Source organism: Streptomyces sp. bgisy159, from assembly GCF_057707805.1.
On sequence record NZ_JBYIQX010000044.1, the window covers coordinates 12,141 to 36,921 of the forward strand.

Sequence of the window (24,781 nt, forward strand, 5' to 3'; positions counted from 1 at the left end):
CTGGCCCGCCCGGCCCCGGACACCGCCGGCCGGGCGACGGCTCCGCCGCCTACGGCTCCCCGTTCGAGCGGGCGGTGAGGAACGCCACAAGACCCTCGCTCAGCGCCGCCCGCTGCGCCGCGCTCATGTCCGCGAGGACCGCCGCCAGCGCCTGCTCCCGCCGCGCGGCGACGTCCCCGAGCGTGCGCTGTCCCTGAGCGGTCAGCGCCAGCCGGACCTCCCGCCGCTTCTCCGGGTGCAGGGAGCGCTCCAGCAGACCCGCGGCCTGCAGCCGGTCGCACAGCCGACTGGCCGTGGGCAGCCCTATGTCCAACTCCTCCGCCAGACCGGTCAGATTGAGCCCGGGGGCGGACTGCAGTGTCCGCAGCGCCCGCAGTTGATGCTGCGACAGACGCAGCGTCGAGTCCTCCACCGCGAGGCCCCACAGGTTGACCAGGCTGTCCACCGCGTCGGCGACCACATGCGCGACAGCCTCGGGACCGTCCCCGCGTCCCTGCGTCCGGCCGCCCTCGGAACCCGGACCCGTCACGAACACATCACTCTCAGCACCCTCGGGGTCATACCAGCCTCTGCCTCGTACAACCGCTCTACCTGATGAACCGGACCGCGGGCAAGACCGTTCCGGCCGCGGCCACCGTTCCCGCCGGTCCGGGGCGCCGCCCGGACCGGCGGATCGAAACGCGTCGAACAGGTCTTGACGCATGCGTACCGCACACCGATGTCGTGACAGCCGTGACTGTCGGCGACCCCCCGCGTACTGGAAGTGTCGTGGCCGGACCACGGAGGGGAATCCATGGACAAGCGGTACGAGGTGTACGCGCTCGCCGACCGGCACTTCTACGACACGCCGGACCGGACGGCGCCGGCCGACGGCGCGCGGGCGCCCCTGCTCGACACGGCGCGCCGTACGGTGCCCGAGGGCTGGGAGGCGGCGCGCACCGGGGACTGGCTGACGCTGACGCCGCTCGGCCCGGACGGGCGCCCGCAGCCCGGCCCGGCACAGGGCTGGAAGATCCACTCCTCGGCGACGCCCGCCGATGCCGACCGGATCGCCGCGATCGTCTGGGACTACTGCGTGCCGCGCCGCATACCGTTCAAGTTCGTGCCGGCCGCGCACCTGGTCCACCTGCGCAACGCCAAGTACGCCCCGCGCGACGGCAGCGGCAAGTTCGTCACCGTCTACCCCGACGGCGAGGAGCAACTGCACACCGTACTGAACGAACTGGGCGACCTGCTGGCCGGCTTCCAGGGCCCCTACATCCTCACCGACCTGCGGTGGGGCGAGGGCCCGCTGCACGTGCGGTACGGCGCCTTCGCCCGCTCCTTCGTCGTCGACGAGCGCGGCGCCCTGGTCCCGGCGGTGCGTGACGCCGAGGGCCGGCTGGTCCCGGACCGCCGCACCCCCTCCTTCCAGGTCCCGGAGTGGGTGACGCTGCCCGACTTCCTGGCGCCGCACCTGGCGGCCCGCAACACCACGACCGTCGGCGACCTGCCCTACCGCGTGGAGAAGGCACTGCACTTCTCCAACGGCGGCGGCGTGTACGCGGGCACCGACACCCGCACCGGCGCCAAGGTGGTGCTGAAGGAGGCGCGCCCGCACGCCGGCCTCGCCGCGGACGGGGCCGACGCGGTCGCCGGCCTGGAACGCGAGCGGCAAGCCCTCGAACGGCTGGCGGGCACCGGCGTGGTGCCCGAGGTCCGCGACTGGTTCACCCTCGGCGACCACCGCTTCCTGGTGACGGACTTCGTCGAGGGACGGCCGCTGAACTCCTACTTCGCCGAACGGCACCCGCTGCTCACCGCGGACCCGGACCCGGCCGAGGTCGCCGCCTACACACGGTGGGCGGTACGTGTCCACGCGGCGGTCGAGCGCGCGGTGGAACAGGTGCACGCGCGGGGGATCGTCTTCAACGACCTGCACGTCTTCAACATCATGGTCGCCCCCGACGAGGAGTCGGTGGTGCTGCTGGACTTCGAGGCGGCCGCGCCCGCGCAGGAGCGGGGCCGCCAGGTCGTCGCGCACCCGGGCTTCTTCGCGCCGCCCGACCGCCGCGGCACCGACGTGGACCGCTACGCGCTCGCGTGTCTGCGCCTCGCGCTGTTCCTGCCGGTCACCACGCTGTTCGTGGTCGACCGCGGCAAGGCGGCCCACCTGGCCGAGGTGATCGCCGCCCAGTTCCCTGGCCTGCCGGACGGATTCCTCGCCGAGGCGGTCGCCGAGATCACCCGGGAGGCCTCCGGGCCCCGCCCCGGCCCCGCCGCGCTCGTCGAACCCGCCGACTGGCCGCACAGCAGGGACTCGATGGTCAAGGCCGTCCTCGCCTCGGCCACTCCGGACCGCGACGACCGGCTCTTCCCCGGCGACATCGCCCAGTTCTCCGACGGCGGAGGACTCGGGCTCGCCCACGGCGCGGCCGGCGTGCTGTACGCCCTCGCCACGGCGGGCTCCACCCGCTACGAGGAGGGCGAGCGCTGGCTGCTGGACCACACGGACCCACCCCCGCCGGGCACCCCGCTCGGCCTGTACGACGGGCTCGCCGGCGTCGCCCACGTCCTCGACCTCCTGGGCCACCGGCAGCGGGCGCTGGACCTGGCCGACACCGTCCTGCGGGAGCGCTGGCAGAACCTGCCCTCGGATCTCCACGGCGGCCTGGCCGGCCTCGGCCTGGTCCTCGCCGGCCTCGCGGACTCCACCGGCGAGAGCGAACTGCGCGGCCACGCCGACGACATCACCCGGATCCTGCTGAGCCGCCTGTCCCAGCCCCCCGAGCCGAAGCGGCGGGCCGGCCTGCTGCGCGGAGCGAGCGGTCCGGCACTGTTCCTGCTGCGCCAGTACCGGCGCACCGGCGAACGCGCCCTGCTCGACGCCGCGGGCGCCGCACTCCGCCGCGACCTGGACAAGTGCGTGACCCAGCGGGGCGGTTCCCTGGAGGTCGACGAGGGCTGGCGGACGCTGCCGTACCTCGGCGACGGCAGCGCGGGCATCGGGATGGTGCTCGACGACCACCTCGCGCTCCACGACCGGCCGGCCGACGGCGACGGCGACAGGGGCGAGTACGGGAGCGGGAGCGAGTACGGGTCCGGAGAGGACCTGCGGCGGGCCCGGGACGCCATCCTGACCGCCGCCTCCGCCCGCTTCTACGCCCAGCCCGGACTCTTCCAGGGCCGCGCCGGAATGATCCTCCACCTCGGCCGCACCGGCGACCCGGACGACCGGCTCGCCGGCCAGATCGCCGGACTCGGCTGGTACGCGATGGACTATCAAGGCCAACTCGCCTTCCCCGGACACCAGATGATGCGCCTCTCCATGGACCTCGCCACCGGAACGGCTGGCTGCCTGCTGGCCCTCGCCGCGGCCCTCGACGGGCCCGGCTCCGCGCACCTGCCGTTCCTGCCGCCGCTCATGCGGCCCTCATGACGCGGTCGCGCACTCCGCGCGGTCGTGACGCATCCCCGTCCCACTACAGGAAGGATCAGAAAATGGCACTGCTCGACCTGCAGACCCTGGAGTCCGACGAGAACACCGGCGGCGGCGGCGCCAGCACGGTCAGCCTGCTGTCCTGCATCAGCGCGGCGAGCGTGCTGCTCTGCCTCTGACGGAGGCGGACTCCGCTCCCGTCACGGGCGGCCTCCGCGTGCCGCACTGACGGAGACCGTGCCCGTCCCCGGCCGGCACCGAGTGCCGCCGGGGACGGGCACCGCGCGACCCACGGCTCCGGCCGGCTCGCCCCCGCACCGGGGACGCGGCCGCCCGGAGCCCTCACACTTTCGGGAGCAGGCGGATGCGAGCTCGGCCGCGGCAGGACGACCCGGTCACCGACGTAACCCGTGCGCTGCTGCGCACGGCCGGCCGGCACAGCGCAGCCCGGCGCGCGGCCCTGTGCCTGGTGAGCACGGCCGGGGCGGGCGCCGGGCTGCTGCTGCCCGCCGCCCTCGGCCGGGCCCTGGATCTGCTGCTGGCCCACGCGCCGGCCACCCGCTGGGTGCTGTACTGCGCGGTGCTGGTGCTGGGCGTCGCCGTCCTGGACGCCGTGGAGACCGTCCTGCACGGCACGGTCGACGCCCGGACCACCGCCCGGCTGCGCCGCGGGGCCACCGGACACCTGCTCGCGGCGGGCGCCCGGGCCGGCACCCGCTTCGGTGCCGGGGACCTCATCGCCCGCCTGGTCGGCAACGCCGCCCAGGCGGGTACCGCCCCCGCCGCGCGGGCCGTGCTGCCGGCCGCGCTCGCCGGCCCCGTCGGCGGCGTCGTGGCCCTCTGTCTGATCGACCCGTGGCTGGCCGCCGTGTTCCTCGCCGGAGCGCCGCTCCTCGCCCTGCTGCTGCGGGTCCTCGCCCGGGACACCTCCGCCTGCGTGAGTGAGTACCAGCGCGTCCAGGGCCGTATCGCCGGGGCGCTCGCGGAGGCCGTCGCAGGCCGCCGCACCATCCGCGCGGCCGGCCTGGAGGAACAGGAGACGGCCCGCGTCCTGCGGCCGCTGCCCGACCTCTCGCGCGCCGGCCGGCGCATGTGGCGGGTGCAGGGACGAGCCGCCGCCCAGGCGGTCGCCGTCGCCCCGCTGCTGCAACTCGGGGTGGTGGCCGTGGCCGGACTGCTGCTGGCCCGCCACCGGCTGTCGGCCGGCGACGTGCTCGCGGCCTCCCGGTACGCGGTGCTGGCCACCGGGGTGGGGGTGCTCGTCGGACAGATCTCCGGCCTGGTGCGCGCCCGCGCCGCGGCCCGCCGCCTCGGCGAACTGCACGCCGAACCGGCCCCCGCCCACGGGGAGCGCGGGCTGCCGCCCGACGGGCCGGGCCGCCTGGAGTTCCACGGCGTGACGGTCCGGCGCGGCGACCGCGCCGTCCTCACCGGAGTGGACCTCGTCGTGCCCGGCGGCACGACCCTCGCCGTCGTCGGCCGCTCGGGCACCGGCAAGTCGCTGCTGGCCGCGCTCGCGGCCCGGCTGGCCGACCCGGACGCCGGAGAGGTCGTGCTCGACGGGGTGCCGTTGCGCGAGCTGACGCGCGAGGAACTGCGGCGCGCCGTCGCGTGCGCCTTCGACCGGCCCGTCCTGCTGGGCCGGACCGTCGAGGACGCGATCGGACTCGGCCTGCCGCACCCCCGCCCGGCCGCGCTCCGGCAGGCCGCCCGCACCGCCCACGCCGACGACTTCGTCCGCCGGCTGCCCCACGGCTACGCCACCGTCTGCGCCGACGCCCCCCGCTCGGGCGGCGAGACCCAACGTCTGGGCCTGGCACGGGCGTTCGCCCGGCACGCGCGCCTGCTGGTCCTGGACGACGCCCTGTCCAGCCTCGACACGGTCACCGAGCACCGCGTCACCCAGGCGCTCACCGCGCCCGGCACACCCGGCACCCGCCTCCTCGTCGCCCACCGCGCCGCCACGGCCGCCCGCGCCGACGCCGTGGCCTGGCTGGACGGGGGCCTGGTCCGCGCCGTGGGACGGCACGACGCGCTGTGGGCGCAGCCCGAGTACCGGGCGGTCTTCGGCGCCGCGGACCCGCCGGAGGCGAGCGACGGGCGGGGGAGCACGACGAAGGCGGCGAACGGCGGTGCGCGGTGACCGAGCGGCGACGCGCCCGCCACGGCGGGCAGACGGACACCCGGATGCCGGTCGGCGAGCCCGGGACGACCGGGAAGGACGGGCCGGTGCGCGCCCGGCGCCGGACAGCGGACGACGGACACGCGCGGCGGAGCGGGGGAGCGGCGGCGAGGCCGCGCCGCCGCGGCGTGGGCGACGGCCCCGCCGGCGGCGAGGTGTACCGGCGCGGACTGTCCTTCCTGCGCCGGCGGTGGCGGGTGCTGCTGCGGCTGGCCGGCTGGTCGGTGCTGGAGACCGGACAGACCTTCCTGCTGGGCTACGCCCTGGCGCGCGCCCTGGACGCGGGGTTCCTCGCCGGGCGGCCCGGCACGGGAACGGCCTGGCTGGCTCTGGCGGGCGTGGGCGTTCTCGCCGGCGCCTACGGCACCGGCCGGGCGTACGCGGCGGTGGCCGCGCTGGTGGAACCGTTGCGGGACCGGCTCGTGGAGCGGGTCGTCGCACGGGGGGTGCGGGAGGCGGACGACGGCGCGCTGTCCGCGCTGACCCAGCAGGTGGAGATCGCCCGGGACACGTTCGCCGGTCTGGTCATGGTGTCGCGGTCGTTCGTGTTCACCGCCGCCGGAGCGATCCTCGGGCTCTTCTCGCTCGCTCCGCCGCTGCTCCTGGTCGTCGTCCCGCCGCTGGCCGCCGGAGTCGGCCTGTTCGCGGCGACCCTGCGCCCGCTGGCGCGCCGTCAGGAGGAGTTCCTGGTGGCCGACGAGGCGCTGGCCGGGCAACTGGCCACCGTCTGTCCCGGGTTGCGGGACGTCACGGCGGCCGGGGCGGAGGAGCCTGTCGCCGCAGGCCTCGCCGAGTACGTGGAGCGCGAGGCGGGTGCCGCGCGGTCGCTGGCCCGCTGGTCGGTGGCCCGGGTGGCCGCGCTGGCGCTCGGCGGCCAGCTCCCCGTGGTCCTGCTGCTGGCGACGGCACCCTGGCTGCTGGCCCGCGGGGTGACCCCCGGTGCCCTGGTCGGCGCCCTGGCCTACGTCACCCAGTCACTGCTGCCCGCCCTGAACAACCTCGTCCACGGCCTCGGCACGGGCGGCTCCCGGCTGGCCGTGGTGGCCCGGCGTCTGATCCGCCCGACGGAACCGCCCGGCGGGCCGGCGCCGGAGCCCGTACCCCGCGCCGACGTCCCGGGCACCCGGTCCCGCCCGCACCGGTCCGCCGGCGACCGGCCGGACCCGGGGGGACCGGGCGCCGACCCGGCCGGAGCCGGGCACCCCGTCGGCGGCCCTTCCGAACCCACCGCACTCCCGCCCCGCCCTCCGACGCCCGCCCTCCGGCTCTGCCGCGTCACCTTCGCCCACGGGCCGGACGCCGCCCCGATCATGGAGGGCCTCGACCTGGACGTGCGGCCCGGTGCCCACCTGGCGGTGGTCGGCCCCAGCGGGATCGGGAAGTCCACGCTCACCCTGCTGGCGGCGGGACTGCTGCGTCCGTCGCGCGGCACGGTGCTGCTGTACGGCGAGCCCGCCACCTCCCGGCCGGCGGCCGCGCGCCGGGTGCTGATCCCGCAGGAGGCGTACGTCCACACCGGCACACTCGCCGAGAACCTCGCCCTGTTGCGCCCGGACCCGGTGCCCGAGCGGGAACTGCTCGTCGCGACAGACACGGTGGGGCTCGGCCCGCTGCTGGAGCGGCTGGGCGGCCCGGGGGCGGCCGTGGACCCGGCGGCGCTGTCGGCCGGCGAGCGGCAGCTGATCGCACTCACCCGCGCCTATCTGTCGCACGCCCCGCTCGTCCTGCTCGACGAGGCGACCTGCCACCTCGACCCGGAGTCGGAGGAGCGCGCCGAACGCGCCTTCGCCGGGCGGCCCGAGAGCACCCTCGTGGTCGTCGCCCACCGCATCACCTCCGCCCGCCGCGCCGAGCGCGTCCTGCTCATGGACGGGCCGCGGACCGCGTACGGCACCCACGAGGAGCTGCTGGCCCGCTCGGCCGGCTACCGTGCGCTCGTGGGCCGGTGGGCGCCGGCCTCACAGCCAGCCCTGTCCCTGGGAGATACGGATGGCGTCGATGCGGTTGCGGGCTCCGGTCTTGCGGGTGATGGCCGCCATGTAGTTGCGCACGGTCCCGTGGGACAGGTGCAGGCTTCCCGCGATCTCCGCGACGGAGGCACCCTGGGCGGCGAGTGACAGCACGCTCAACTCCCTGCGGGTGAGCGGCATCTCGGCGGCCTTGAGGAAGCCGAAGCCCAGCGAGTCGTCGACGAAGCGTTCCCCCGAGGCGACGCGCCGGATGCCGAGTACCAGCTTCTCCGGCGCGCCCTCCTTGTCGACGAAGCCGGCCGCCCCCGCCTCCGCGGCGTGTCTGAGCAGGCCCGGCCGGCTGGCGGTGGCGAGCACCAGCAGACGCGCCCGGTCGCCCAGGCACCGCGCCCGCAGGTCGCCCAGCGGCGGGACGCCACGGGCGCCGGACCGCTCCAGGTCGACGGCGCACACGTCCGGCCGTAAGGAGGTGGCGTGGCCCGGCGCGCCGTACCAGGACGTCTCGTCCACGCGCAGGTCGGGCTCTCTGCGCAGCCAGTCGGCGAGGACGGATCGCACCAACGTCGCGTCATGCACCAGAAGTACCCGGATCACTGCCGCCCCTTCAGCTCGCTTCGCCGGTGTCCCTGGTGTCCGGCCTACATGGTGTTCACCGCCTGCCCATTGTTGACTCCCGTCACCTTCCACGGGCGCGAGGATCCGGCCATCAGGGTGCGCGGGGGCGCACGTACGGCGCCCGTGCACCGCACCACGCTTCGACTGCGGGGGCATGACAGGGGCCCCTCGGGGTAGGGCCGGGCTCGTACCGTCACGCGCCGGCGCCGGGCCGCCCGGACGGGGCGAGAGGAGGCGTCGCACCGTACCCGGGGCACGGTCTTCCCGCGCCTCCGCCCCCGCGACGACGGCCCGGTGGGGCCCGGCGACGAACGGCGGCCGTCCGGAAACCGTCGCCGCGGCCCGCGCCCGGGCCGTCGTGGCCGGCCGCCACCGCAGGGCCGCGCGCCGCCGCACTGCTGGTGAGCGCGCGGGCCGTCGGCGCCACGCTGCGGGGCCGGCCCGCGACGCCGGGTCGCGCTCATCGCGCTGTCCCGCCCCCGCTCCGGCCGCCCCGCGTCACCGGCCGCCCAGGGCCGCGAACGTGCCCGCTACTCGCCGCCGGTCGGTCCGTCGCCTCCGGACCCGGGGGCGTCGAGTCCGAGGCCGTGGCACATCTGGCCGGCGATCCAGTCGGCGTACTCCCGCTCGCTCCAGCCCCGCTCCCGCACCAGGGCCCGGTAGTGGCACGGGTCGTTGAACATCCACACCGTGTCCACGGCACGCTCGTGATCGAGCCCGCGCCGCCCGGCGCCCCGCGCCTCGACGAGATCGACCACCATGCCGGCCCCGGCGCGCCGGTTGCGCTGCATCGTCTCCCAGAGGCCGGCCGGCTCCGGGCCCTCGTCCGCCGCCCGGCGCACCACCTCGAAGATCTCCGCAGCGCGGCCGCCGATGAGCGTGCAGACCTCCGCGTAGGCGTGCACCACCGCCCGCGGGGTCCGCGCCTCCCGCACCGGCCGGAACCAGGGCCGCTCCGCCACGGGCACCGGCTCGTCGTCGCCCGCCGGCGCCTGGTCCACCACCTCGCGGAGCAGGGCGGCCTTGGAGCCGAAGGCCGCGAAGACCGTGGGCCGGGCCACCGCGGCGTCCGCGGCGATGTCGGCGAGGGAGGTGGCCGCGTACCCGCGGGCGACGAAGAGCCGGTTCGCCGCCGCGCCGGTGCCCAGACCCGGGGCCGGCTCACCGTGGCCGAGTTCCTGAACCCGGCCGGCTTCGCCCCGCCGCTGCACCGGCACACCTTCGTCGTCGGCTCCGACGAACCCCTGCGCTGCCTGCAGATCACCACACCGTCCGGCTTCGAGGACTTCGCCGCCGACGTCGGCGCCCCGGCCACCGAGCACCGGCTTCCCGACCCGGCCCCCTTCGACCCGGCCGCGCTCGGACACGCCGCCGCACGCCACCACCTCGAGATCCTCGGCCCACCGCCGAACGCCGCCCCCCGGGCGTAGCCCGCCTGCCGTGCCGGGTCCCGGACCGGGACGGGGCCTCCGCAGCAGCCGCTATCCGCCCGGCGTCACCAGCCCCGACTCGTACGCGACCACCACCGCCTGGGCCCTGCTGTTGAGGTCCAGCTTGGTCATCGTGCGGTTGAGGTGGGTCTTGACGGTCGCCTCACTGATGAAGAGCAGGTCGGCGATCTCCGGGTTGGACAGTCCGCGTGCGATCAGCTTCAGCACCTCCAGCTCACGGGCGGTCAGCTCCGCGAGGTCCACGGGGCGTCCACCGACGGCCCGGCGGGCGTAGGCCTCGACCAGACGGCGCGTGACGCTGGGGGCGAAGAGCGCGTCGCCGCCGCGCACCGCTGCCACCGCCGCGAGCAGCCGGTCGGGTCCCGAGTCCTTGAGCAGGAAGCCGCAGGCCCCCGCCCGCAGCGCCCCGTACACGTACTCGTCGAGATCGAAGGTGGTGAGCACGAGGACCCTCGGCGGGGCGCCCGATGCCTGGGCCAGGATGCGCTCGGTGGCCTCGATGCCGTCCATGCCGGGCATCCGGATGTCCATCAGGACCACCTCGGGCGCGGTCCGGGCGGCCAGCGCCACGGCCTCGGCTCCGTCCTCCGCCTCACCCACGACGGAGATGCCGGGCGCGGCTCGCAGCAGCCCCACGAGTCCGGCCCGGATGAGGAACTGGTCGTCGACGACGAGCACTGTGGTCATGCGGTGGCGTCGTCCCCCTGCACTGCGGCCCGCGCTGAGGTCGGCAGGGTCAACCGTACGGCGAAGCCGCCCTGGTCCCGCGGGCCGATGCTGATCTGTCCACCGTAGAGCTTGGCCCGCTCGCGCATGCCAATCAAGCCGTGCCCGCCGCCGCTGCGCATTCTGACCGGAACCACCCCCTCTCCGTCGTCGGTGACCGAAACGGTCACGTGCCGCGGCTCGTAGCTCAGCCGTACCTCGGCCCGCGCGCCGCGCGCGTGCTTCAGCACGTTGGTCAGGGCCTCCTGCACCACCCGGTACACGCACAGCTCGACCCCGGGGGCGAGCGGGCGGGGAGTGCCCTGCACGGTGAGGGCGACGGGGACACCGCCGCCGCGGACGCGTTCCGTCATCTCCTCCAGGCGGGCGATGCCGGGCATGGGGGCGGCGGGCGCGCCGTCGTCGTCGGCGCGCAGCAGCAAGAGCATCCGGCGCAGTTCGTCCAACGCTTCCCTCCCGGTGGCGTCGATGGTCTCCAGGGCGGCGCGGGCGGTGTCCCGGTCGGTGTCGAAGACGAAGCGGGCCAGGCCCGTCTGCACGGAGATGACGGACATGTGATGCGCGACCACGTCGTGCAGTTCGCGGGCGATCCGGCCGCGCTCCTCGGCGACCTCGCGCCGGGCGCGCCGGGCCTGTTCGCGCCGCAGCCGCCGGGTCAGCTCGGCCGAGCGGCGGGCCACGACGCCGAAACGCCACAGCACCGCGGGGTAGACGACCGCCTGGCCGACCACGGAGGGCCAGCCGTCGGTGTGGCTGACCGCACCGGCACAGATCCAGGTCGCGGTCATCAGCGCGGCACAGGGCACGGCCAGGCGCGGCGGACGCAGGGCGGCCACGGTGTACACGGCGAGCATCGGGCCGAAGCTGCACACCACGGGCCAGTAGCCGAGGGCGATGTACACCAGCCAACTCGCGTGCACCAGGCAGCAGACCACCACCGGGCCGCGGTCACGCAGGACGAGCGGTAGATGGACCAGGACCACCAGCACGTAGCCGGTGGTGTCGAGCGGGACGTGACCCTGGCGTGCCGCCTCGGGCCCCAGCAGCAGGGCCACACCGGTGAGGGCTGCCGCGATGAGCGTGTCCACGGCGAGGGGGCGCATCCGCATCGCAGCAGCGTAGAGCGGGCGTCGCGGAAGCGTCAGACCCGGCGGTGCCGGGCGGGTGGAGGGTCGCAGGCGCGGACGGCACCGAGCGGGACGGGCCGAAGCCCGCATGCCCCGGACCGCGGCGGCGGCCCCGACCGCGCCGGCCCGGCAGGCGTGCCGAGGGCCGCCCTTCACCCCGTGTCGTCGCCTGTGTCGCATGCTGACGGGACGAGACCGTCAGCGGACACGGAAGACCCCGTGGGCGCCGCGTTCCGCGTCCGTCATGACGTGGGTGACGAAGGGGTAGGAACCCGCCTCCGGGAAGGACAGTTCGACGAATCCGCCCGACGCGGGCGCGAGATCGAGGACCTGCGCGCCACCGCGCTCGGCGCCCGACGGACGCAGGGCATAGGCGCCTTCGCGGAAGACGGTGTCGAACTGACCGCCCACCACGTGGAAGACGCTGGACAGGTTGGGCCCCGCCGCCAGGACCCAGACGCGTACCCGCTCACCTGCCCGCGCCGTCAGCGGAGCGTGGTCGTACTGGTTGGCGTACCCGTTGAAGGCCACGATGTCCGGCTGCTTGGTGCTCACCTTGCCGGCGTCCGCCGTGCCGTTCTGCGCGCCGAGGTAGAACTCCGACTGGACGAGGACGAATTCCCGGTCCACGCGCGGCAGACCGGGCGGGTCGATGATCACCGCGCCGAACATGCCGTTGGCGATGTGCAGGGACATCGGCATGGTCGCGCAGTGGTACATCCACACGCCGCTGCGGGTGGCCCGGAAGCGGTACGTCAGCGACTGGCCGGGCTGGACGGTGCGCATCGGCCCGTCCGGCGCCAGTGCCCCGGCGTGGAAGTCGATCGAGTGGCCGATCGTCCCGTCGTTGACGAGGGTGATCTCGAAGGTGTCGCCGACGCGGCCGCGCAGAACGGGTCCCGGAGCCGTCCCGCCGAAGGTCCACAAGGTCTGCCGCACGCCCGGAGCGACCTCGGCCCGCACTTCCTCGACGGTGAGGGTCCGCCGGTGCAGCCGGGGGCCGGGACCTTCCGCGGCGGGCGGCAGTGCGGCGTCGCGGGCGGTGAAGCCGTCGGCCGGTTCGGCCATCGGGTCGAACGCCTCCGCGGCCGAGTCGCCCGCCGCGGGCGTTCCCGCAGTGTGCTCGTGCGGGGCCGCGCCGGTCGTGCCCGAACCCGTCCCGTCCCGCGCCGTGCCGGGGCCGGTCGTGCCCGAACCCGTCCCGTCCCGCGCCGTGCCGGATCCCTCGGCGTGCGTGACCCGGACCGAGAAGACCATGCCCGACCGGCGGTGCCCGATCACCGAGCACCAGCCCGAGAGGTGCCGGCCGACGACCCCCGCGTCCAGCGTGTCCTGCTCGCCGGGTCCGAGCCGGCCGGTGCGGGCACCGGTCTCCAGCACCAGGTCGTGCGTGTCGGTGCCGCCGTTGCGCAGCCGGACCACCAGACGGTTCCCCGCCGGCACGTCGACGGTGGCGGGGGAGAACCGCATGGCGCGGATCGTCACGTCGACCGTGGTGGTGCGGCCCGTCGGGGTCACCCCGCCGCCGTCCGCGCGGGTGGCGGCGGACCGCTCCGCGACGGGCAGCGAACGCACGTCCAGCGCCCCGCCCCCCGCGACGGCCAGCACCACGGCCGCGAGCCCGGACGCCACGCCGCCGAGCACCCTGTGCGGGCCCGGCCGCCCCTCGGCGTGCGCGGGTGCGGGCGGCGCGCCCGCGTCCCCCCGCGCCGCTGCGCGGCGTCGGCGCACACCGCTGACGACGGTGAGCACCAGGAGGACGAGGAAGTGCAGCAGCACCACCAGCAGCAGCAGTGAGCACGCCACCCGGACCGCGGACGGCACCGGGAGCACGCAGAGCAGCAGCGCGGCGTTGGTGACGGCCAGCCGGGCCGGCCAGGCGCGTGCGAGCCCGGCGGTGGCGGCGCGTACGGCCGTGGGGCCGCCGCCCAGGACCACCGGCACGAGGAAGCTGAGCGCGCCGAGCAGCACCTGGGCGATCCAGCCGGCGGCCAGCGGCGCCGTCAGCTGGTGCATGCGCTCCGCCACCGCCGGCCAGGACGTCGTGGAGACCAGAAGGCCCGTCAGGGCCGCCAGGGAGCCGGCGAGCCAGAGGCAGCCCGCCGCGACCGACCAGGCGGCGAACGAGTTCGGCGTCTTGGCGCGGGCCTCGCGCAGCCAGGGCCCGCCCGCGATCACGAGCCCGGCGGCGTAGCCGGCCACGCCGGGGGCGGCCAGGGCAGGCGGGGCGAGCAACGCGCCGGCTACGGCGGCGGAGAGGCCGGCGAGCAGGACGGGAAGCGCGGTGCGCGCCGCCCGTTCCGCGCCGTCCGCCACCCGGGTGCGCAGCATCGTCGGCCACAGGGTGACGAGCGTGCCGGCCACCGTGAGGCCGACCCAGCCCAGCAGGTTGATCATCTCGTGCGCGACCAGCATCCGGTCGGAGAGGTCTCCGGCGAGACCGCCACGGGCCATCAGGACCCCGAGCGCGGCACCCGCGGGCAACAGGGCGGAGGCGGCCGTGTAATAGCGCACGGTCATGGAGAACCGGCCGGGCAGCGCCCGGCGCAGCAGCCGGACCAGCCAGACGGCGTGGGCGGTGGCCGCGGCCGCGACCAGGCAGGCGCCCACGAGGACGACGGGCCAACGCTCCACGAGCATGCCGCCGATCACGGTGACGGCCCCGGCGTTTAGGCACGCCAGCCGCAGCGCCGCCGGGGTGCCGCGGTCGGCCTCGGGCAGCCGCAGCACGGACGCGGCGAAGTGCCCCGACCAGATCACGACGGCGTTGGTGACCGCGCCCAGCAGCAGGAGGTGGACGAGCAGCCAGAAGGAGCGCGGCAGGAAGTGGTGGCCGGTCGCGGCCGCGGCGAACAGCGCGAGCCAGACGACCACGATCGCGTTCACCCCGAGGTGCCAGTGAGCCCGGGCGGATCGCAGCGGTGGCTTCGGGGCCGGTCCGCCGGCCGCGGCGGGCGTCAGGTCTGTGGTCACCGGGGGTTCCTCGAGGAGTCGGACGCGGTCGCCGGGGTGTCGGCGGGGTCTGGGGCGGGGCTCACGGGACGGGGGAGGGCCGGGCCGTGTCGGCCGGTCGCCGCTGAGGTGTCGGCGGGGCCGCGGCGGGCGGCGCCCCGCACCGTTGCGGAGGCGGGCAGGCCGGTGTACGGCGCTGCCGCGGTGCCCGGGCGGGCGTGACCGGATGCCGTCACCGGCGCCCGGCGCCCGGCCCGAACGGACGAGGCCGCGGCGGAGAGGACGAACAGCAGGACGGCGGCGATGTCGAGGACTCCGCCGAGCTGCCAGGCCCCTCTGACATCGCGGAGGTCACCCACCACCACGCGCAGCGCCAGGGAGAGGTGCAGCAGCCAGGCCGCCGCCGCGAGCACCGGGTGGTACGGCAGGGGGCGGCGCAGCACGGCCGGAAGGATCACCGGGGCGTGCGCCATGATCATCGACATGACGAAGCCCAGGAAGACGGCGTGCACCACCGCGTCGTAGCGGCTGCCCTGCGTGATCGGCCCGAGCAGCAGCCACAGCGCCCCCGCGAGCCCCAGCCAGGCATAACCGGCCAGCAGGCACGCCGCGGTGAAACGGGGCAGTCCGGTGGAGCCCAGCAGCCGGCGGGCGACGTCGTGCACGAGGAGCCAGGCGACGAGCGCGAGCAGGGCGGCGCCCAGCAGCAGGGTGCCCGTGGCGGGCCAGGCGAGGGTGGTGACGACCCCGGCGACGACGGCCCCGACACAGCCCAGGAAGGCGTGTTCCGCGGTCGGCGCCAGGGACCCGACCCGTGCGAGTTCCAGTCGTTCCCCCGCGATGGTCAGGACGAGGAACGCGACCAGCCAGGGCAGCAGCCGGGGGATGTCGAGGCCGCCCAGCCACAGCAGAGCGGCGCCGAGTGCCGAGACGGCGCCCGCGGCCTGCGCGACCAGGGCGGCACTCGGCGCACGGTGCCAGAAGCGCACGTACAGGACGACCAGGGCGGCGCACCCGGCGACGAGGAGCAGTCGCGCGACGGCCAGGTCCACCGGCGTCAGCAGGAGCACCCCTCCCGCGCCCAGGAAGGCGGGGGCGAGGTACGGCGGACGGCCGCCGAGGGCGACCGCGCGTTCCAGTGCCACCAGCGTGCCGGCGAAGCCGAGCACCATCACCATCCCGTGGACCTGCGGCAGACGGTCGCCGTTGACGGGGGCGGGCAGTCCGAGCAGGCCGAGGGCGGCGTCCAGGCCGGCCAGCAGACAGAGACCGGCGGCCGACAGCACAGGCACCCGGCGGGCGCCCGCGCGCCGGTCGGCGGCGGTCACCGGTCGTCCCCGGGCGTGGCGGGCCGGGGCGCGCCCCCCGGCCCGCCCGGTCCCTCGGGCGCCGTGGCCGTCCCCAGGTGCAGCCGGCACGCGTCGGGCTCGGCGAACGGAAGCAGTTCGACGTCCTGAGGGGTCTCGCCCAGGGCGCCGAGAGCCGCTCGGGCCAGCCCCTCGTGGACGCCGCAGACGACCCCGGGATGCTCGCGGGCCGCCTCGACGAAGGGGCAGCGCGGGAGCCGAACACGCCGCGCCCGAGTGTCCGCCTCCGGCGCGAATCCGATCTCGGCGAGCAGGTCCAGCAGCCGTCGCCGCGCCTCCTCGGGGTCCGCCGCCGGTGCCTGACCGGCGGTCAGCACGCGGCCCCAGTCCTCGCCCGCCGCGAGGGCGTCCGCCCGCGGATCGGCGCTGGAGCGGGCGATCCGGGCGGCGAGCACGGCGGCGAGCCCCGCGTACTCCCGGGCGGGCGACTCCTGAGGGGGCCGCGACCGGTAGCGCCAGGCGGGCCGGCCGCGCCCCGCGGGCGCCGACCGCTCGCGTACGGCGAGATTGTCGTCCACGAGGGCGTCCAGGTGCTCGCGGACGGTGTTGACGTGCAGCGCGCACACCTGGGCGAGCGCGCCGGCGGTCACGGGGCCGGACTGGCCGCGCAGGTACTGCAGGACACCGCGGCGCTGCCGGGACAGCGGCAGGCGGCTCGATCCGCTACCGGGGAGCGGTCCATTATTTTCCACGGACATGTCCGTAGTATATTGCCCGCATCGGCCCCGCACCGACCGGGAGGGGCCGCCGGCCGGAAGGACGACCCTGATGAGCACCCTGACCCTCGCATCGGATCCCCAGGACGCGGCGGCCGCCGAGGCCGTCGAGGCGCACCACACGCACCTGGCGGGAGAACTGGCCGGGCGGGTCGCCCTGCTGATCGCGGACGCGGAGCGCGACCCGGCGCACGCGGACGAAACCCGTCGCGCCCTGGTCGACTTCTGCGACCACGACCTCGTTCCGCACGCGGTGGCCGAGGAGCGGACCCTCTACCCCGCTGCCCGCGACCTGCCTGCGGCCCGGCTCCTCGTCGACGGCATGCTGGCCGAACACCGGGGGATCGTGGCCCTCGTCGACGCGCTGCGCGAGGCGCGCTCCGCCGTGCGGGCGGCTGCCGACGGCCGGGCGCTCCAGGTGCTCTTCGAGGAGCACCTGGCGAAGGAGAACACCCTCGTCCTGCCGCTGCTCGCCGGCGCCCCGGACATCTCCCTGGCCGGACTGCTGTCCGGCATGCACGACCTGCTCGGGCACGGCCACGCGCGCGAGGACGACGAGGCCGAGGCCGGCGCCCGCGGCGGGTGCGGCGGAAGCTGCGGGTGCGGCGGATCCGACGACGCCGACGTCCCCGAACTCGACGTACGCGACATCCCGCACTCCCTGCGGCACGCCACGGTGTTCGGCGCGATCGCCGCCGTGCCCGCCGGGCGCGCCATGGTCCTCGTGGCCCCGCACGACCCGCTGCCCCTGCTGGCCCAGATCGAGGACCGCCACCCCGGCGCGTTCGCCGTGGAGTACCTGCAGCGCGGCCCCGAGGCATGGCGGCTGCTCATGACCCACCGCTGAGGAGCCCCGCCGGGAGCGCCGAGTTGCGGACCGCCGAGCCGCCACCGGAGCGACGGGCTGCCGCCACGGTCCGACCGGCTCACGAGGCGATGATGCTCCTCTTGCTGTCAGTGCCGGATGACACCATCCGGTCATGAGCGGCGAGGCATTCGACTGGCACGAGTTCCTGGGACGTTGGCAGCGGGAGTGGGTCCCGCGCGACCACCAGGAAGGAGAAGCGCCCGAAAAGACGTACACAAGCGCACCCGGCGGTCCGAACCCCCGCCCCCTGGGCAGTCCCGGCGCGCCGGAGGCGGCGATCGCCGCCTCCGAGGAGCGGCTTGGGCGGCGACTGCCGCCCTCGTACCGGGAGTTCCTCGCCGTGAGCGACGGATGGCAGGTGGACGAGACGGCAGGCGTCTACCGGCTCGGCGGCGTGGCGGACATCGACTGGTTCCACGATCCGCACGGCCTGACCCCGCTGTACCAGGGGGATCTGGGCGACAACCCGTCCGCGGAGGAGGTCCTGCTGGCCGGGATGTGGCAGCGGGCGCTCCGCCTGGAGACCGACTCCGACATGTCGTACGCGTTGCTGGACCCCGGCGACCGCGACCCGGACGGCGAGTGGGCGCTCTACGTCTACAAGGGCTGGAGCGGCGAACTGCCCGACCGCTACCCGTCGTTCCGCGCCTATATGGAAGCCAGGTACCGCGCCTTCCACGCCGACCGGGCGCACCGACCGGACTTCGTCAACGCGACCACCCGTGCCCAGGACGCGCGGGTGGCGCAGGCCCGCCTGCTGGTCCTGCGCGGACGGTACGAGGAGGCCCGGCCGCTGCTGGAGGAGGCGCGGGCCTTCGGCCGGCCGGGCAGCGCCGCGCTGCTGAACCAGCTGCGGCAGCTGATGGCTCCGCACAGCCCCAGGGACCAGGGCTTCCTGGTGGGCGACCCGCGTTACCTGACCGAGCTGCTGCCCCTGCAGGTCCTGACTCTCGCGCACGGCGGAGGGCGGCGTGGCGGGGACGACCACTGGCTGGGGATGATGGCCGCCCGCGGGGTGGCCCGCGAGACCGCGCGGGCGGCGCTGGACGCGGTCCGCGACTCCACCCACCGCTACGCGCCCGCCGGTACGTGGGGCCGGGCCGTCGCCGAGGCCCGGGAGACGGCCCGCTGGGGCGACTGCGACGCCGCGTGGCGGGTGCTGCGGGCGGCGCTTGCGCTGTGGGAGGCGCCGGGACCCGATGTGATCGCCCCCGTCGGTCTGCTCGCCGACCCGGTCCTGGGTCCGCTGATCACCCCGGAGCGCGGCCGGGAGATCCTCGCGACACCGCGGTCCGGGCAGCGCGGCCCCGCCCCGGAGCAGGTGCCCGACCTCGACCCGCCGGGCCTGGCCTGGCTCACGGAACCCATCGCGGGCAGACGGCCGTTCGACGGATACCGCTGTGTCTGGACCGAGGCGACCGACCCCACGCGTCTGCCCGACCTGCTCGGCGAGGAGGACGCCCGGCTGAGCGGGCCCACCGATCTGCGCCGGGCGTTCTGGCGAGGCACCGATCCCCACAGGCGGGAGGACGCCGAGCCCTGGGCGGACCGGGCCACGGTCGCCGTCGGCCGCACGGCCCGGGGCTGGGCCTTCGCCTTCGACGGCTGGTCCCACCGCCACCTGAACAAGCTGTTCCGGTCACCTGCGGCGGCCGCCTCCGCCGACGGACGCGCGGTGGTGGTGTGGTGCGACCCGGGGCCTTCGGCGCCCGGGCGCCACGGCGTCTTCCACCTGTCGGTGGCCGAGCGGGGCGAAGAGCTGTACGCGTTCAGCGCGCGGGGCACCGACATCCAGCGCAGCGGCTCGATACCCCCGCCCCTGGACCCGGCACGACTGTTCCGCCCGCAGGACACCGACCCGGACCGCGAACTGCGCCTCCTGCACGCCCTGCACGGCGAACTGGGCCTGTCCCTGCCCCGCTTCGCGCTGACGCAGGGCAGTCTCCACACCTTCACCACCCGCTCCTGGACCCGGCCGCCCCGCGACGGCGAGAGCTTCGCCTGGATGAGTTTCGTACGCCACCGCCTCTGACGCGGTGGGCCGCCGTTGCCGCCCGCGCGACGGGGGCATCCGGTACGGCTCCCGTCGGCCGAGGACACGCCACCACCGTATTGGCGGAGTGCACTTGTTCTGCGGGTGCGGTATTCCGGTACGGACAGCGGTCGGCGCTCTGGCGACCGAGAAATCTGGTGGTCACTGGTGGAGTCTGTACGGGATGCTGCACACGTGATTGAGCGCGATGCGGCAGTTCGTATCGTTGAAGAGGAGCTGGAACGCGAGTATCAGCGCGAACTGGCGGCGAGACCGGAGCCGATGCGCATGGCTGTGTCGCATGTAGAGCAGCACGAGCTGGCCTGGGTGGTTTGCTGGACGTCCGAGGAGTACCTGCGGACCAGGAATTCCGACTTCATGCTCGCCGGAAACGGGCCGTACTTGGTTGATCGCCTCGACGGCAGCCTTCACCGGATCGGGGTCGTCTCTGCGGTATCCGAAGCCTGGGTTGTTGACTACCGAGTTCGCATACGAGGCCAGGCCGTACGCACCGCAGTCGACGATCTGCACGATGAGGTTCGGGCTGTCGCGGCTGCTCGCGGACGGATGCATGCCATGCATACCTTGCGCCAAAGACTCCCGGTGCTGACGCATGCCCAGGTCATCGAGTACGCGACCGCTCTGAGGGACGGCGATCCTCCGCTACATCTTGTTGAAGTCGCTCGCAGAGAGTTGGTACCACCTGTCGATCCGGTTCTGTCGGTGAAGACCGTTCGCGGGCCTGCAGAGCGCTGAGTCACGCCGGCCTGGCAGCGTTCTTGAGGTCTCCCTTCTGCCACGGGCTCAGGGGGTGACGCAGTATGGAACGGGTCGGGGCTGCAAGAGACCTCGTGCTCGGTTACGTCCGTGCTCTGAACGCGATTGACGAGGCCATGAAGGTGGCGATCCCCTCGCTTGAGCGGCTGGCAGACGTCCTTGGCCTGGCCCGTTCGCGCCGGATCAGCCGGAGTGGGCACGTCGGCACCTACTCCTACACGGTTCATGGGGCGGGATGCCGATTCGTCAGTGACAACGGCACTGAGGTCGATGTGGACTTCGAAGCCGACGGGAGCGAAGTCTTCGACCTCTGGCGGCTGCGCTGGTATGGGCTGAGCCTGCCGGACGCTGTTGACGTCACGGATGAGGACTTGCGGACCGCAGTGCGGTCGCTGCAACCGCTTCTGGCCGAGGTGCGGCCGGGGTGGTTCGGCGTAGCCGGCTGATCGCTTCAGGATGATGTCCGCAGTCAGCGCAGGGATATGAGGCTGCAGGCCAGTTGGAGCAGGCCTTGATGGAGGTCGGCGCGTCGCTCGTGGCGGATGCGGAGCCGCTTGAACCGGTGCAGCCAGGCGAAGACGCGCTGGACGACCCAGCGCACCTTGCCCGGTCCGGACCCGTGGACGACGCCGCGTCGGGTGATCAACGGCTTGATGCCCCGCTTCCACAGCGGGCGGCGAACGGGGGCACCGGGTTTTGCGGCCCTGCCGCGCCCCTCCGCGGCGGCCGGGCGCAGGTGTCGCCGAGGCGGGCCACCCGACCGTCGTCCCCGGGCACGGAATGGACGTACCAGCCACCCTCGGCGCGGGCCCTGCCCTCGGCCACCACCGAGGGGCGCGGCTCGGGCGACCGTCGGGGGCGCCGGCACGCGGCGCGTCGGCCCCGCTTCAGCGCGGCGGCGGCCGCCCGAACGGGCCGCGGCGGCCGGCCCGGGGCGCCGTCGGCGTGTGTGACGGCCGGGGCGGTGCGCGGTGGCTCCGGATGCTGCGGGTTCGCCCTTTCGGGGGCCCTGGCTCCCTTGCGGTGTGGCTGCCGGACCCCCGCGAGGAGCGCTTCCATGAATGGACCGACGAGTCCGGTCGGCACGGTGGCGGGGCAGTTGTCGCCGCACCGGCGCGCCGTGCACGAGCAGGGGAGCATGCGTGATCGACACCGCCGGTGACACGGACCGTGGTCGCGGCGCGGCCGTCCTGACCGGACTCGGAGCCTGGCTGCCGCCGCGTCGCGTCCTCAACAGCGAGCTCTGCACCCGCATGGACACCTCCGACGCGTGGATCCGTGAGCGCATCGGCATCGCCGAGCGCCGCATGGCCGGGCCGCGGACGGCGACCGGCGACATGGCGGCGGAGGCCGGCGCCCGCGCCATGGCCTCGGCCGGGGCGGGCAGTGTGGACGCGCTCGTCCTGGCCTCGAACACGCCGGACCACCCCTGTCCGGCGACGGCACCGTGGGTCGCCCACCGTCTGGGCCTGCCGGGCATCCCGGCGTTCGACGTCATGGCGGGCTGCTCGGGTTTCGTGTACGCGTGCACGGTCGCCGCCAGCCTGATCGGCTCGGGCACGGCCCGCCGGGTGCTCGTGGTGGGCGCGGAGACGATGTCCTCCATCATCGATCCCGGCGACCGGGCGACCGCGCCGATCTTCGGCGACGGGGCCGGCGCCGTCGTACTGGAGGCCGGGCCCGCCCACGCCAGTCTGCACCACGGACGGCACTTACGCCGACCACCTGGTGCGGTGCCTGGTCAACACGAGCGAGCACCACCGCGTCCAGGAATCGGCCGCGGTCCAGCGGCTGTTGCGCCGGCAGGCGCTGCGCTCCACCTGGAGGCAGGTGAAGCGGCACGCGGCCTGCCACCGGCGCCTGCTGGATCCCGGCCTGATCCCCGAGGGCGGGATCAGCGGTGTGCCCGCGCTGGTCTTCACCGGGGAGTACGACATCACCACGTCCCCGCGCCGCAACCAGGAGGTCGCCCGCACCATCGCCGGCTCCACCTTCGCCCTCATCAGGGAAGCCGACCACATGGCCCACCTGGAGCGCGACGCGGTCACCTCTCCCGGCGCCCAGATCACCGACCCGAACGCCTCCTGGAGCAACCCGGAGCGGATCCGCTGCGACGACGACGTCCGCGACACGACCAGCTCCACCGGCACGCCCGGCCCCGGCTGCGTCGTGCCCGCCGTCATGCCCGTCGTCAAGATGAGCGCGCTGCCGTCCGGCTCGGGCGCCGCGGCGGCCGGCTACCTGTGGGCACAGGAGAACCTCGCCGACGGCTGGGGGCGGGACAAGCCCCTGACCCGGGCCAAGAGCGGCATCGCCGACCGCACCAGCCGCACCTGCGGAAACGGGAGTTCCAAGCCCTTCCAGGCGCGGACGGACCTCGTGGCGACCGACAGCTGCGGCGCGTTCCCCTTCGCGGCCACCCACGAAGGCGGCACCGACGGCGCTCTGTGCGCCGAGATCGTCCCCAACTACAGCAGCGGAGGGTGGGACATCTACCAGCTCGCGGGCGACTCCGGCGGAGGCTGCGCGCGCGTCCACGCCCCCCTCGCCGACAACCGGTCCGCCGAGGCACAGCTCTCCGAGGGATTCGTGAACCAGCGCGTGGTGGAGGCCGAGGAGTTCAAGCTTGCCATCACCAGCTCGACCCCCGTGCCACAGGCCGCCTGCCTCAAGAGCACGCGGCCCGGGAGACTTCCGGCCGGCAACGGCTGGATCCGGAACACCACCGAACCGGTACCGCACACCAACAAGAGCACCGACCCGCCCGGACCGGCGGGCACGCGCGCGGCCACGGCGCAGGCGTGCCTCGGGAAGACCCTCGGCGCCGGCAGCGAGGCCACGGGAGACATCACCGGCTGGCGGGACGCGCAGAAGTTCGCCGGCGACCACTCGCCCGGGACCGGACTCGCCCGCTGCCACCTGATAGCCAACATCCTCGGCGGAAAGGGCCAGGTGCGCGACGGCGGACAGGACAATCTCGTCCCCTGCTGGCAGGCGGGCATGAACACCGGAACCCCCAGCATGCGGACGTACGAGTTCGCGGCCCAGACAGCGGTGGCGGACACCGCGTTCGGACCGAACGACGCGATCTTCTACCAGGTCACTCCCGACTACCGGGACGACACCAGCACCATTCCCCGGGGCGTCACGATGAGCGCTACGGTCGAGCGGGCCGACGGAACCTCGCAACCGCTGTTCCCCGATGTCTACATCTCCAACACCCAGCGCAACACGGGGCTGTACAACCTCGGAAACTGACCCCAGCCGAACTCGCGCCACCGGGAGCCGGAATGAGCCGAACCACACCCCCGCGGCCGTTCGACGTCACCGCGCTCTTCCCTCAACTGGCCCCGCTGGCCCGCACGGCGACCCGGCTGCACCCCCGCGCCGGGTCGCCGTCACGGCACGACAGTTCGGTCGGCGGGCCGCTGCTGTGGCCCGCCGGCGAGCCGTGGCCGCACTGCGACGGCCCGCACACGTGGGAGCAGGTCGACACGGCCTTCTCCCTGGAGCAGGAGCGGGAGCGCCGGGGCATCCGCACCGAAGCGGGAAGCCGACCGCGGCAGGACCCCCACCCCGTCCGGCACGAGGCCGAGGAGGGGACGATCGACGACGAGCCCGACCCCTGCAGCCCGTGGCCCGGGGGCCCGATCGCCATGCTGCCCGTGGCCCAGCTGTACGTGCGCGACATCTCCCGGTTGCGCCCGCCCCCCGGGCAGGCCGAGGCCGACCTGCTCCAAGTGCTGTGGTGCCCCTTCGACCACCCGGACCACCCCAGGACCGCGCTGCTGTGGCGGTCCGCCGCCGCGGTCACCGACGTCCTCGACTCGCCCCCCGAGCCGTTCGGCGTTCAGTTCCCCGGCTATCTGCCACAGCCGTGCCTGCTCGCGCCGGAACAGGTCACGGAATACCCCCACTTCCTGGAACTGAGCAAGGAACTGCGGCAGCAACTGGGGGAGTGGCACAGGTGGCAGGCCGCCGGGGCCGTGGTGGACAGCTCCTACGCAGCCGCCCCGGAGGAGTTCTACCGGAACAACCTGTCCGTTTCCCCCGGCTGGAAGGTCGGCGGGTGGTCCCGCTGGGGCCTGACCGACCCCCTGCCCCGGACCTGCCGCGTGTGCGACAGCGCCATGGACCCGCTGCTGACCATCGCCACGACCGAATGGAACGCCGGCACCGGAAGCTGGGCCCCCGAAGGCGACCAGGCCCGCGACCCGCTGCCGCCCGGCACCCCTCCGGCCAACTACACCTTCATCGTCCTCGCCCAGGGCTACGACCTCCAACTCCACGTCTGCCCGGCGTCGTCGGACCATCCGCACCTGGAGCTGATCCAGTAGACCGCCACCGCTGTCGCAGTGATGAGCCGCCTTCCCGGAGGCGGAAACAGGGGGAAGCGGATGCCGTACACCGGGAATGAGGCTGCGCACCTGTGACCTCAGCGACCTGGCCGCTGCCCGGGAGGCGGGCCGTACCCCCGGCACCGGGCCGTGCGGGAGCGGGACGAGAGCATGAGCGAGGGCGTCGGCCGACCGGATCAGGGACGGCCTGAGCGCGCGGCCACCCCACCGGCACCGTGCTGA

General features: G+C 74.9%; 18 protein-coding genes and 3 pseudogenes. 12 read left to right on the top strand and 9 right to left on the bottom strand.

Annotation, left to right across the window (positions count from 1 at the left end):
- Positions 1–49: 49 nt before the first annotated feature.
- Positions 50–529 (bottom strand): MarR family winged helix-turn-helix transcriptional regulator, encoded by a 480-nt coding sequence (locus AC3ET3_RS29820; RefSeq protein ID WP_432135274.1) that lies wholly within the window; start codon positions 527–529, stop codon positions 50–52.
- A 264-nt stretch (positions 530–793) separates the two neighbouring features.
- On the opposite strand from AC3ET3_RS29820, the gene lanKC reads away from it, so the two are divergent.
- The 4 genes from lanKC (at position 794) to AC3ET3_RS29840 (ending at position 7,717) form a co-directional block, all read left to right on the top strand.
- Complete coding sequence (gene lanKC, locus AC3ET3_RS29825) at positions 794–3,418, top strand: class III lanthionine synthetase LanKC (RefSeq protein WP_435613216.1); 2,625 nt, start codon at positions 794–796, stop codon at positions 3,416–3,418.
- 62 nt (positions 3,419–3,480) lie between these two features.
- Positions 3,481–3,597 carry a SapB/AmfS family lanthipeptide gene (locus tag AC3ET3_RS29830; RefSeq protein ID WP_432158142.1) on the top strand — a complete coding sequence of 39 codons (117 nt, stop codon included), beginning with the start codon at positions 3,481–3,483 and terminating at the stop codon, positions 3,595–3,597.
- A 185-nt stretch (positions 3,598–3,782) separates the two neighbouring features.
- The gene (locus tag AC3ET3_RS29835) at positions 3,783–5,561 is read left to right on the top strand and encodes an ATP-binding cassette domain-containing protein (protein WP_432158143.1); all 1,779 of its coding nucleotides are present in this window, start codon (positions 3,783–3,785) and stop codon (positions 5,559–5,561) included.
- Between the two features lie 44 nt (positions 5,562–5,605).
- Positions 5,606–7,717 (top strand): ATP-binding cassette domain-containing protein, encoded by a 2,112-nt coding sequence (locus AC3ET3_RS29840; RefSeq protein WP_435613226.1) that lies wholly within the window; start codon positions 5,606–5,608, stop codon positions 7,715–7,717.
- On the opposite strand, the pseudogene AC3ET3_RS29845 reads toward AC3ET3_RS29840, so the two are convergent.
- Positions 7,643–8,341: pseudogene (locus AC3ET3_RS29845) on the bottom strand (LuxR C-terminal-related transcriptional regulator); the annotation flags it as partial. The gene AC3ET3_RS29840 and the pseudogene AC3ET3_RS29845 overlap by 75 nt on opposite strands.
- Before the next feature lie 374 nt (positions 8,342–8,715).
- The gene (locus tag AC3ET3_RS29850) at positions 8,716–9,396 is read right to left on the bottom strand and encodes a TetR/AcrR family transcriptional regulator (protein ID WP_432135270.1); all 681 of its coding nucleotides are present in this window, start codon (positions 9,394–9,396) and stop codon (positions 8,716–8,718) included.
- Between AC3ET3_RS29850 and AC3ET3_RS29855 the strand changes: the two genes are divergently transcribed.
- A complete protein-coding gene (locus AC3ET3_RS29855) occupies positions 9,352–9,615 on the top strand; it encodes a cupin domain-containing protein (RefSeq protein ID WP_432135269.1) in 264 nt (87 codons plus the stop codon). The two genes, AC3ET3_RS29850 and AC3ET3_RS29855, sit on opposite strands and share 45 nt — an antisense overlap.
- Before the next feature lie 51 nt (positions 9,616–9,666).
- Here AC3ET3_RS29855 and AC3ET3_RS29860 read toward each other — a convergent pair whose 3' ends face one another.
- The 5 genes from AC3ET3_RS29860 to AC3ET3_RS29880 all read right to left on the bottom strand — a co-directional run bounded on the left by AC3ET3_RS29860 (position 9,667) and on the right by AC3ET3_RS29880 (position 16,506).
- Positions 9,667–10,323 carry a response regulator gene (locus AC3ET3_RS29860; RefSeq protein WP_432135268.1) on the bottom strand — a complete coding sequence of 219 codons (657 nt, stop codon included), beginning with the start codon at positions 10,321–10,323 and terminating at the stop codon, positions 9,667–9,669.
- The gene (locus AC3ET3_RS29865; protein WP_432158144.1) at positions 10,320–11,471 is read right to left on the bottom strand and encodes a sensor histidine kinase; all 1,152 of its coding nucleotides are present in this window, start codon (positions 11,469–11,471) and stop codon (positions 10,320–10,322) included. The genes AC3ET3_RS29860 and AC3ET3_RS29865 overlap by 4 nt, the downstream gene beginning before the upstream one ends.
- A gap of 216 nt (positions 11,472–11,687) precedes the next feature.
- Positions 11,688–14,462 (bottom strand): multicopper oxidase domain-containing protein, encoded by a 2,775-nt coding sequence (locus AC3ET3_RS29870; RefSeq protein WP_432158145.1) that lies wholly within the window; start codon positions 14,460–14,462, stop codon positions 11,688–11,690.
- Entirely contained in the window at positions 14,459–15,769 is a 1,311-nt protein-coding gene (locus AC3ET3_RS29875; protein WP_432135265.1) for a hypothetical protein, read from the bottom strand. Before AC3ET3_RS29875 ends, AC3ET3_RS29870 begins: the two co-directional genes overlap by 4 nt.
- On the bottom strand, positions 15,766–16,506 hold the full coding sequence (locus AC3ET3_RS29880) for a helix-turn-helix transcriptional regulator (RefSeq protein WP_432135264.1): 741 nt from the start codon (positions 16,504–16,506) through the stop codon (positions 15,766–15,768). The genes AC3ET3_RS29875 and AC3ET3_RS29880 overlap by 4 nt, the downstream gene beginning before the upstream one ends.
- Positions 16,507–16,576: 70 nt before the next feature.
- Between AC3ET3_RS29880 and AC3ET3_RS29885 the strand changes: the two genes are divergently transcribed.
- The 4 genes from AC3ET3_RS29885 to AC3ET3_RS29900 all read left to right on the top strand — a co-directional run bounded on the left by AC3ET3_RS29885 (position 16,577) and on the right by AC3ET3_RS29900 (position 20,647).
- Positions 16,577–17,371, top strand: a complete 795-nt coding sequence (locus AC3ET3_RS29885; protein ID WP_435613217.1) for a DUF2249 domain-containing protein — start codon at positions 16,577–16,579, stop codon at positions 17,369–17,371.
- Positions 17,372–17,504: 133 nt separating this feature from the next.
- A complete protein-coding gene (locus tag AC3ET3_RS29890; RefSeq protein WP_435613218.1) occupies positions 17,505–19,424 on the top strand; it encodes an SMI1/KNR4 family protein in 1,920 nt (639 codons plus the stop codon).
- A gap of 195 nt (positions 19,425–19,619) precedes the next feature.
- Positions 19,620–20,180 carry a YrhB domain-containing protein gene (locus AC3ET3_RS29895; RefSeq protein WP_435613219.1) on the top strand — a complete coding sequence of 187 codons (561 nt, stop codon included), beginning with the start codon at positions 19,620–19,622 and terminating at the stop codon, positions 20,178–20,180.
- Between the two features lie 65 nt (positions 20,181–20,245).
- Positions 20,246–20,647 (top strand): DUF6896 domain-containing protein, encoded by a 402-nt coding sequence (locus AC3ET3_RS29900; RefSeq protein ID WP_432158149.1) that lies wholly within the window; start codon positions 20,246–20,248, stop codon positions 20,645–20,647.
- 23 nt (positions 20,648–20,670) lie between these two features.
- Here the strand turns inward: AC3ET3_RS29900 and AC3ET3_RS29905 are convergent.
- Positions 20,671–20,880, bottom strand: a pseudogene (locus AC3ET3_RS29905) (IS5/IS1182 family transposase); the annotation flags it as partial.
- 817 nt (positions 20,881–21,697) lie between these two features.
- On the opposite strand from AC3ET3_RS29905, the pseudogene AC3ET3_RS29910 reads away from it, so the two are divergent.
- The 3 genes and pseudogenes from AC3ET3_RS29910 to AC3ET3_RS29920 form a co-directional block, all read left to right on the top strand.
- Positions 21,698–21,823: pseudogene (locus AC3ET3_RS29910) on the top strand (3-oxoacyl-ACP synthase); the annotation flags it as partial.
- A 106-nt stretch (positions 21,824–21,929) separates the two neighbouring features.
- Positions 21,930–23,459 carry a DNA/RNA non-specific endonuclease gene (locus tag AC3ET3_RS29915; protein ID WP_435613220.1) on the top strand — a complete coding sequence of 510 codons (1,530 nt, stop codon included), beginning with the start codon at positions 21,930–21,932 and terminating at the stop codon, positions 23,457–23,459.
- A gap of 32 nt (positions 23,460–23,491) precedes the next feature.
- Positions 23,492–24,538 carry a hypothetical protein gene (locus AC3ET3_RS29920; protein WP_435613227.1) on the top strand — a complete coding sequence of 349 codons (1,047 nt, stop codon included), beginning with the start codon at positions 23,492–23,494 and terminating at the stop codon, positions 24,536–24,538.
- Positions 24,539–24,781 lie beyond the last annotated feature (243 nt).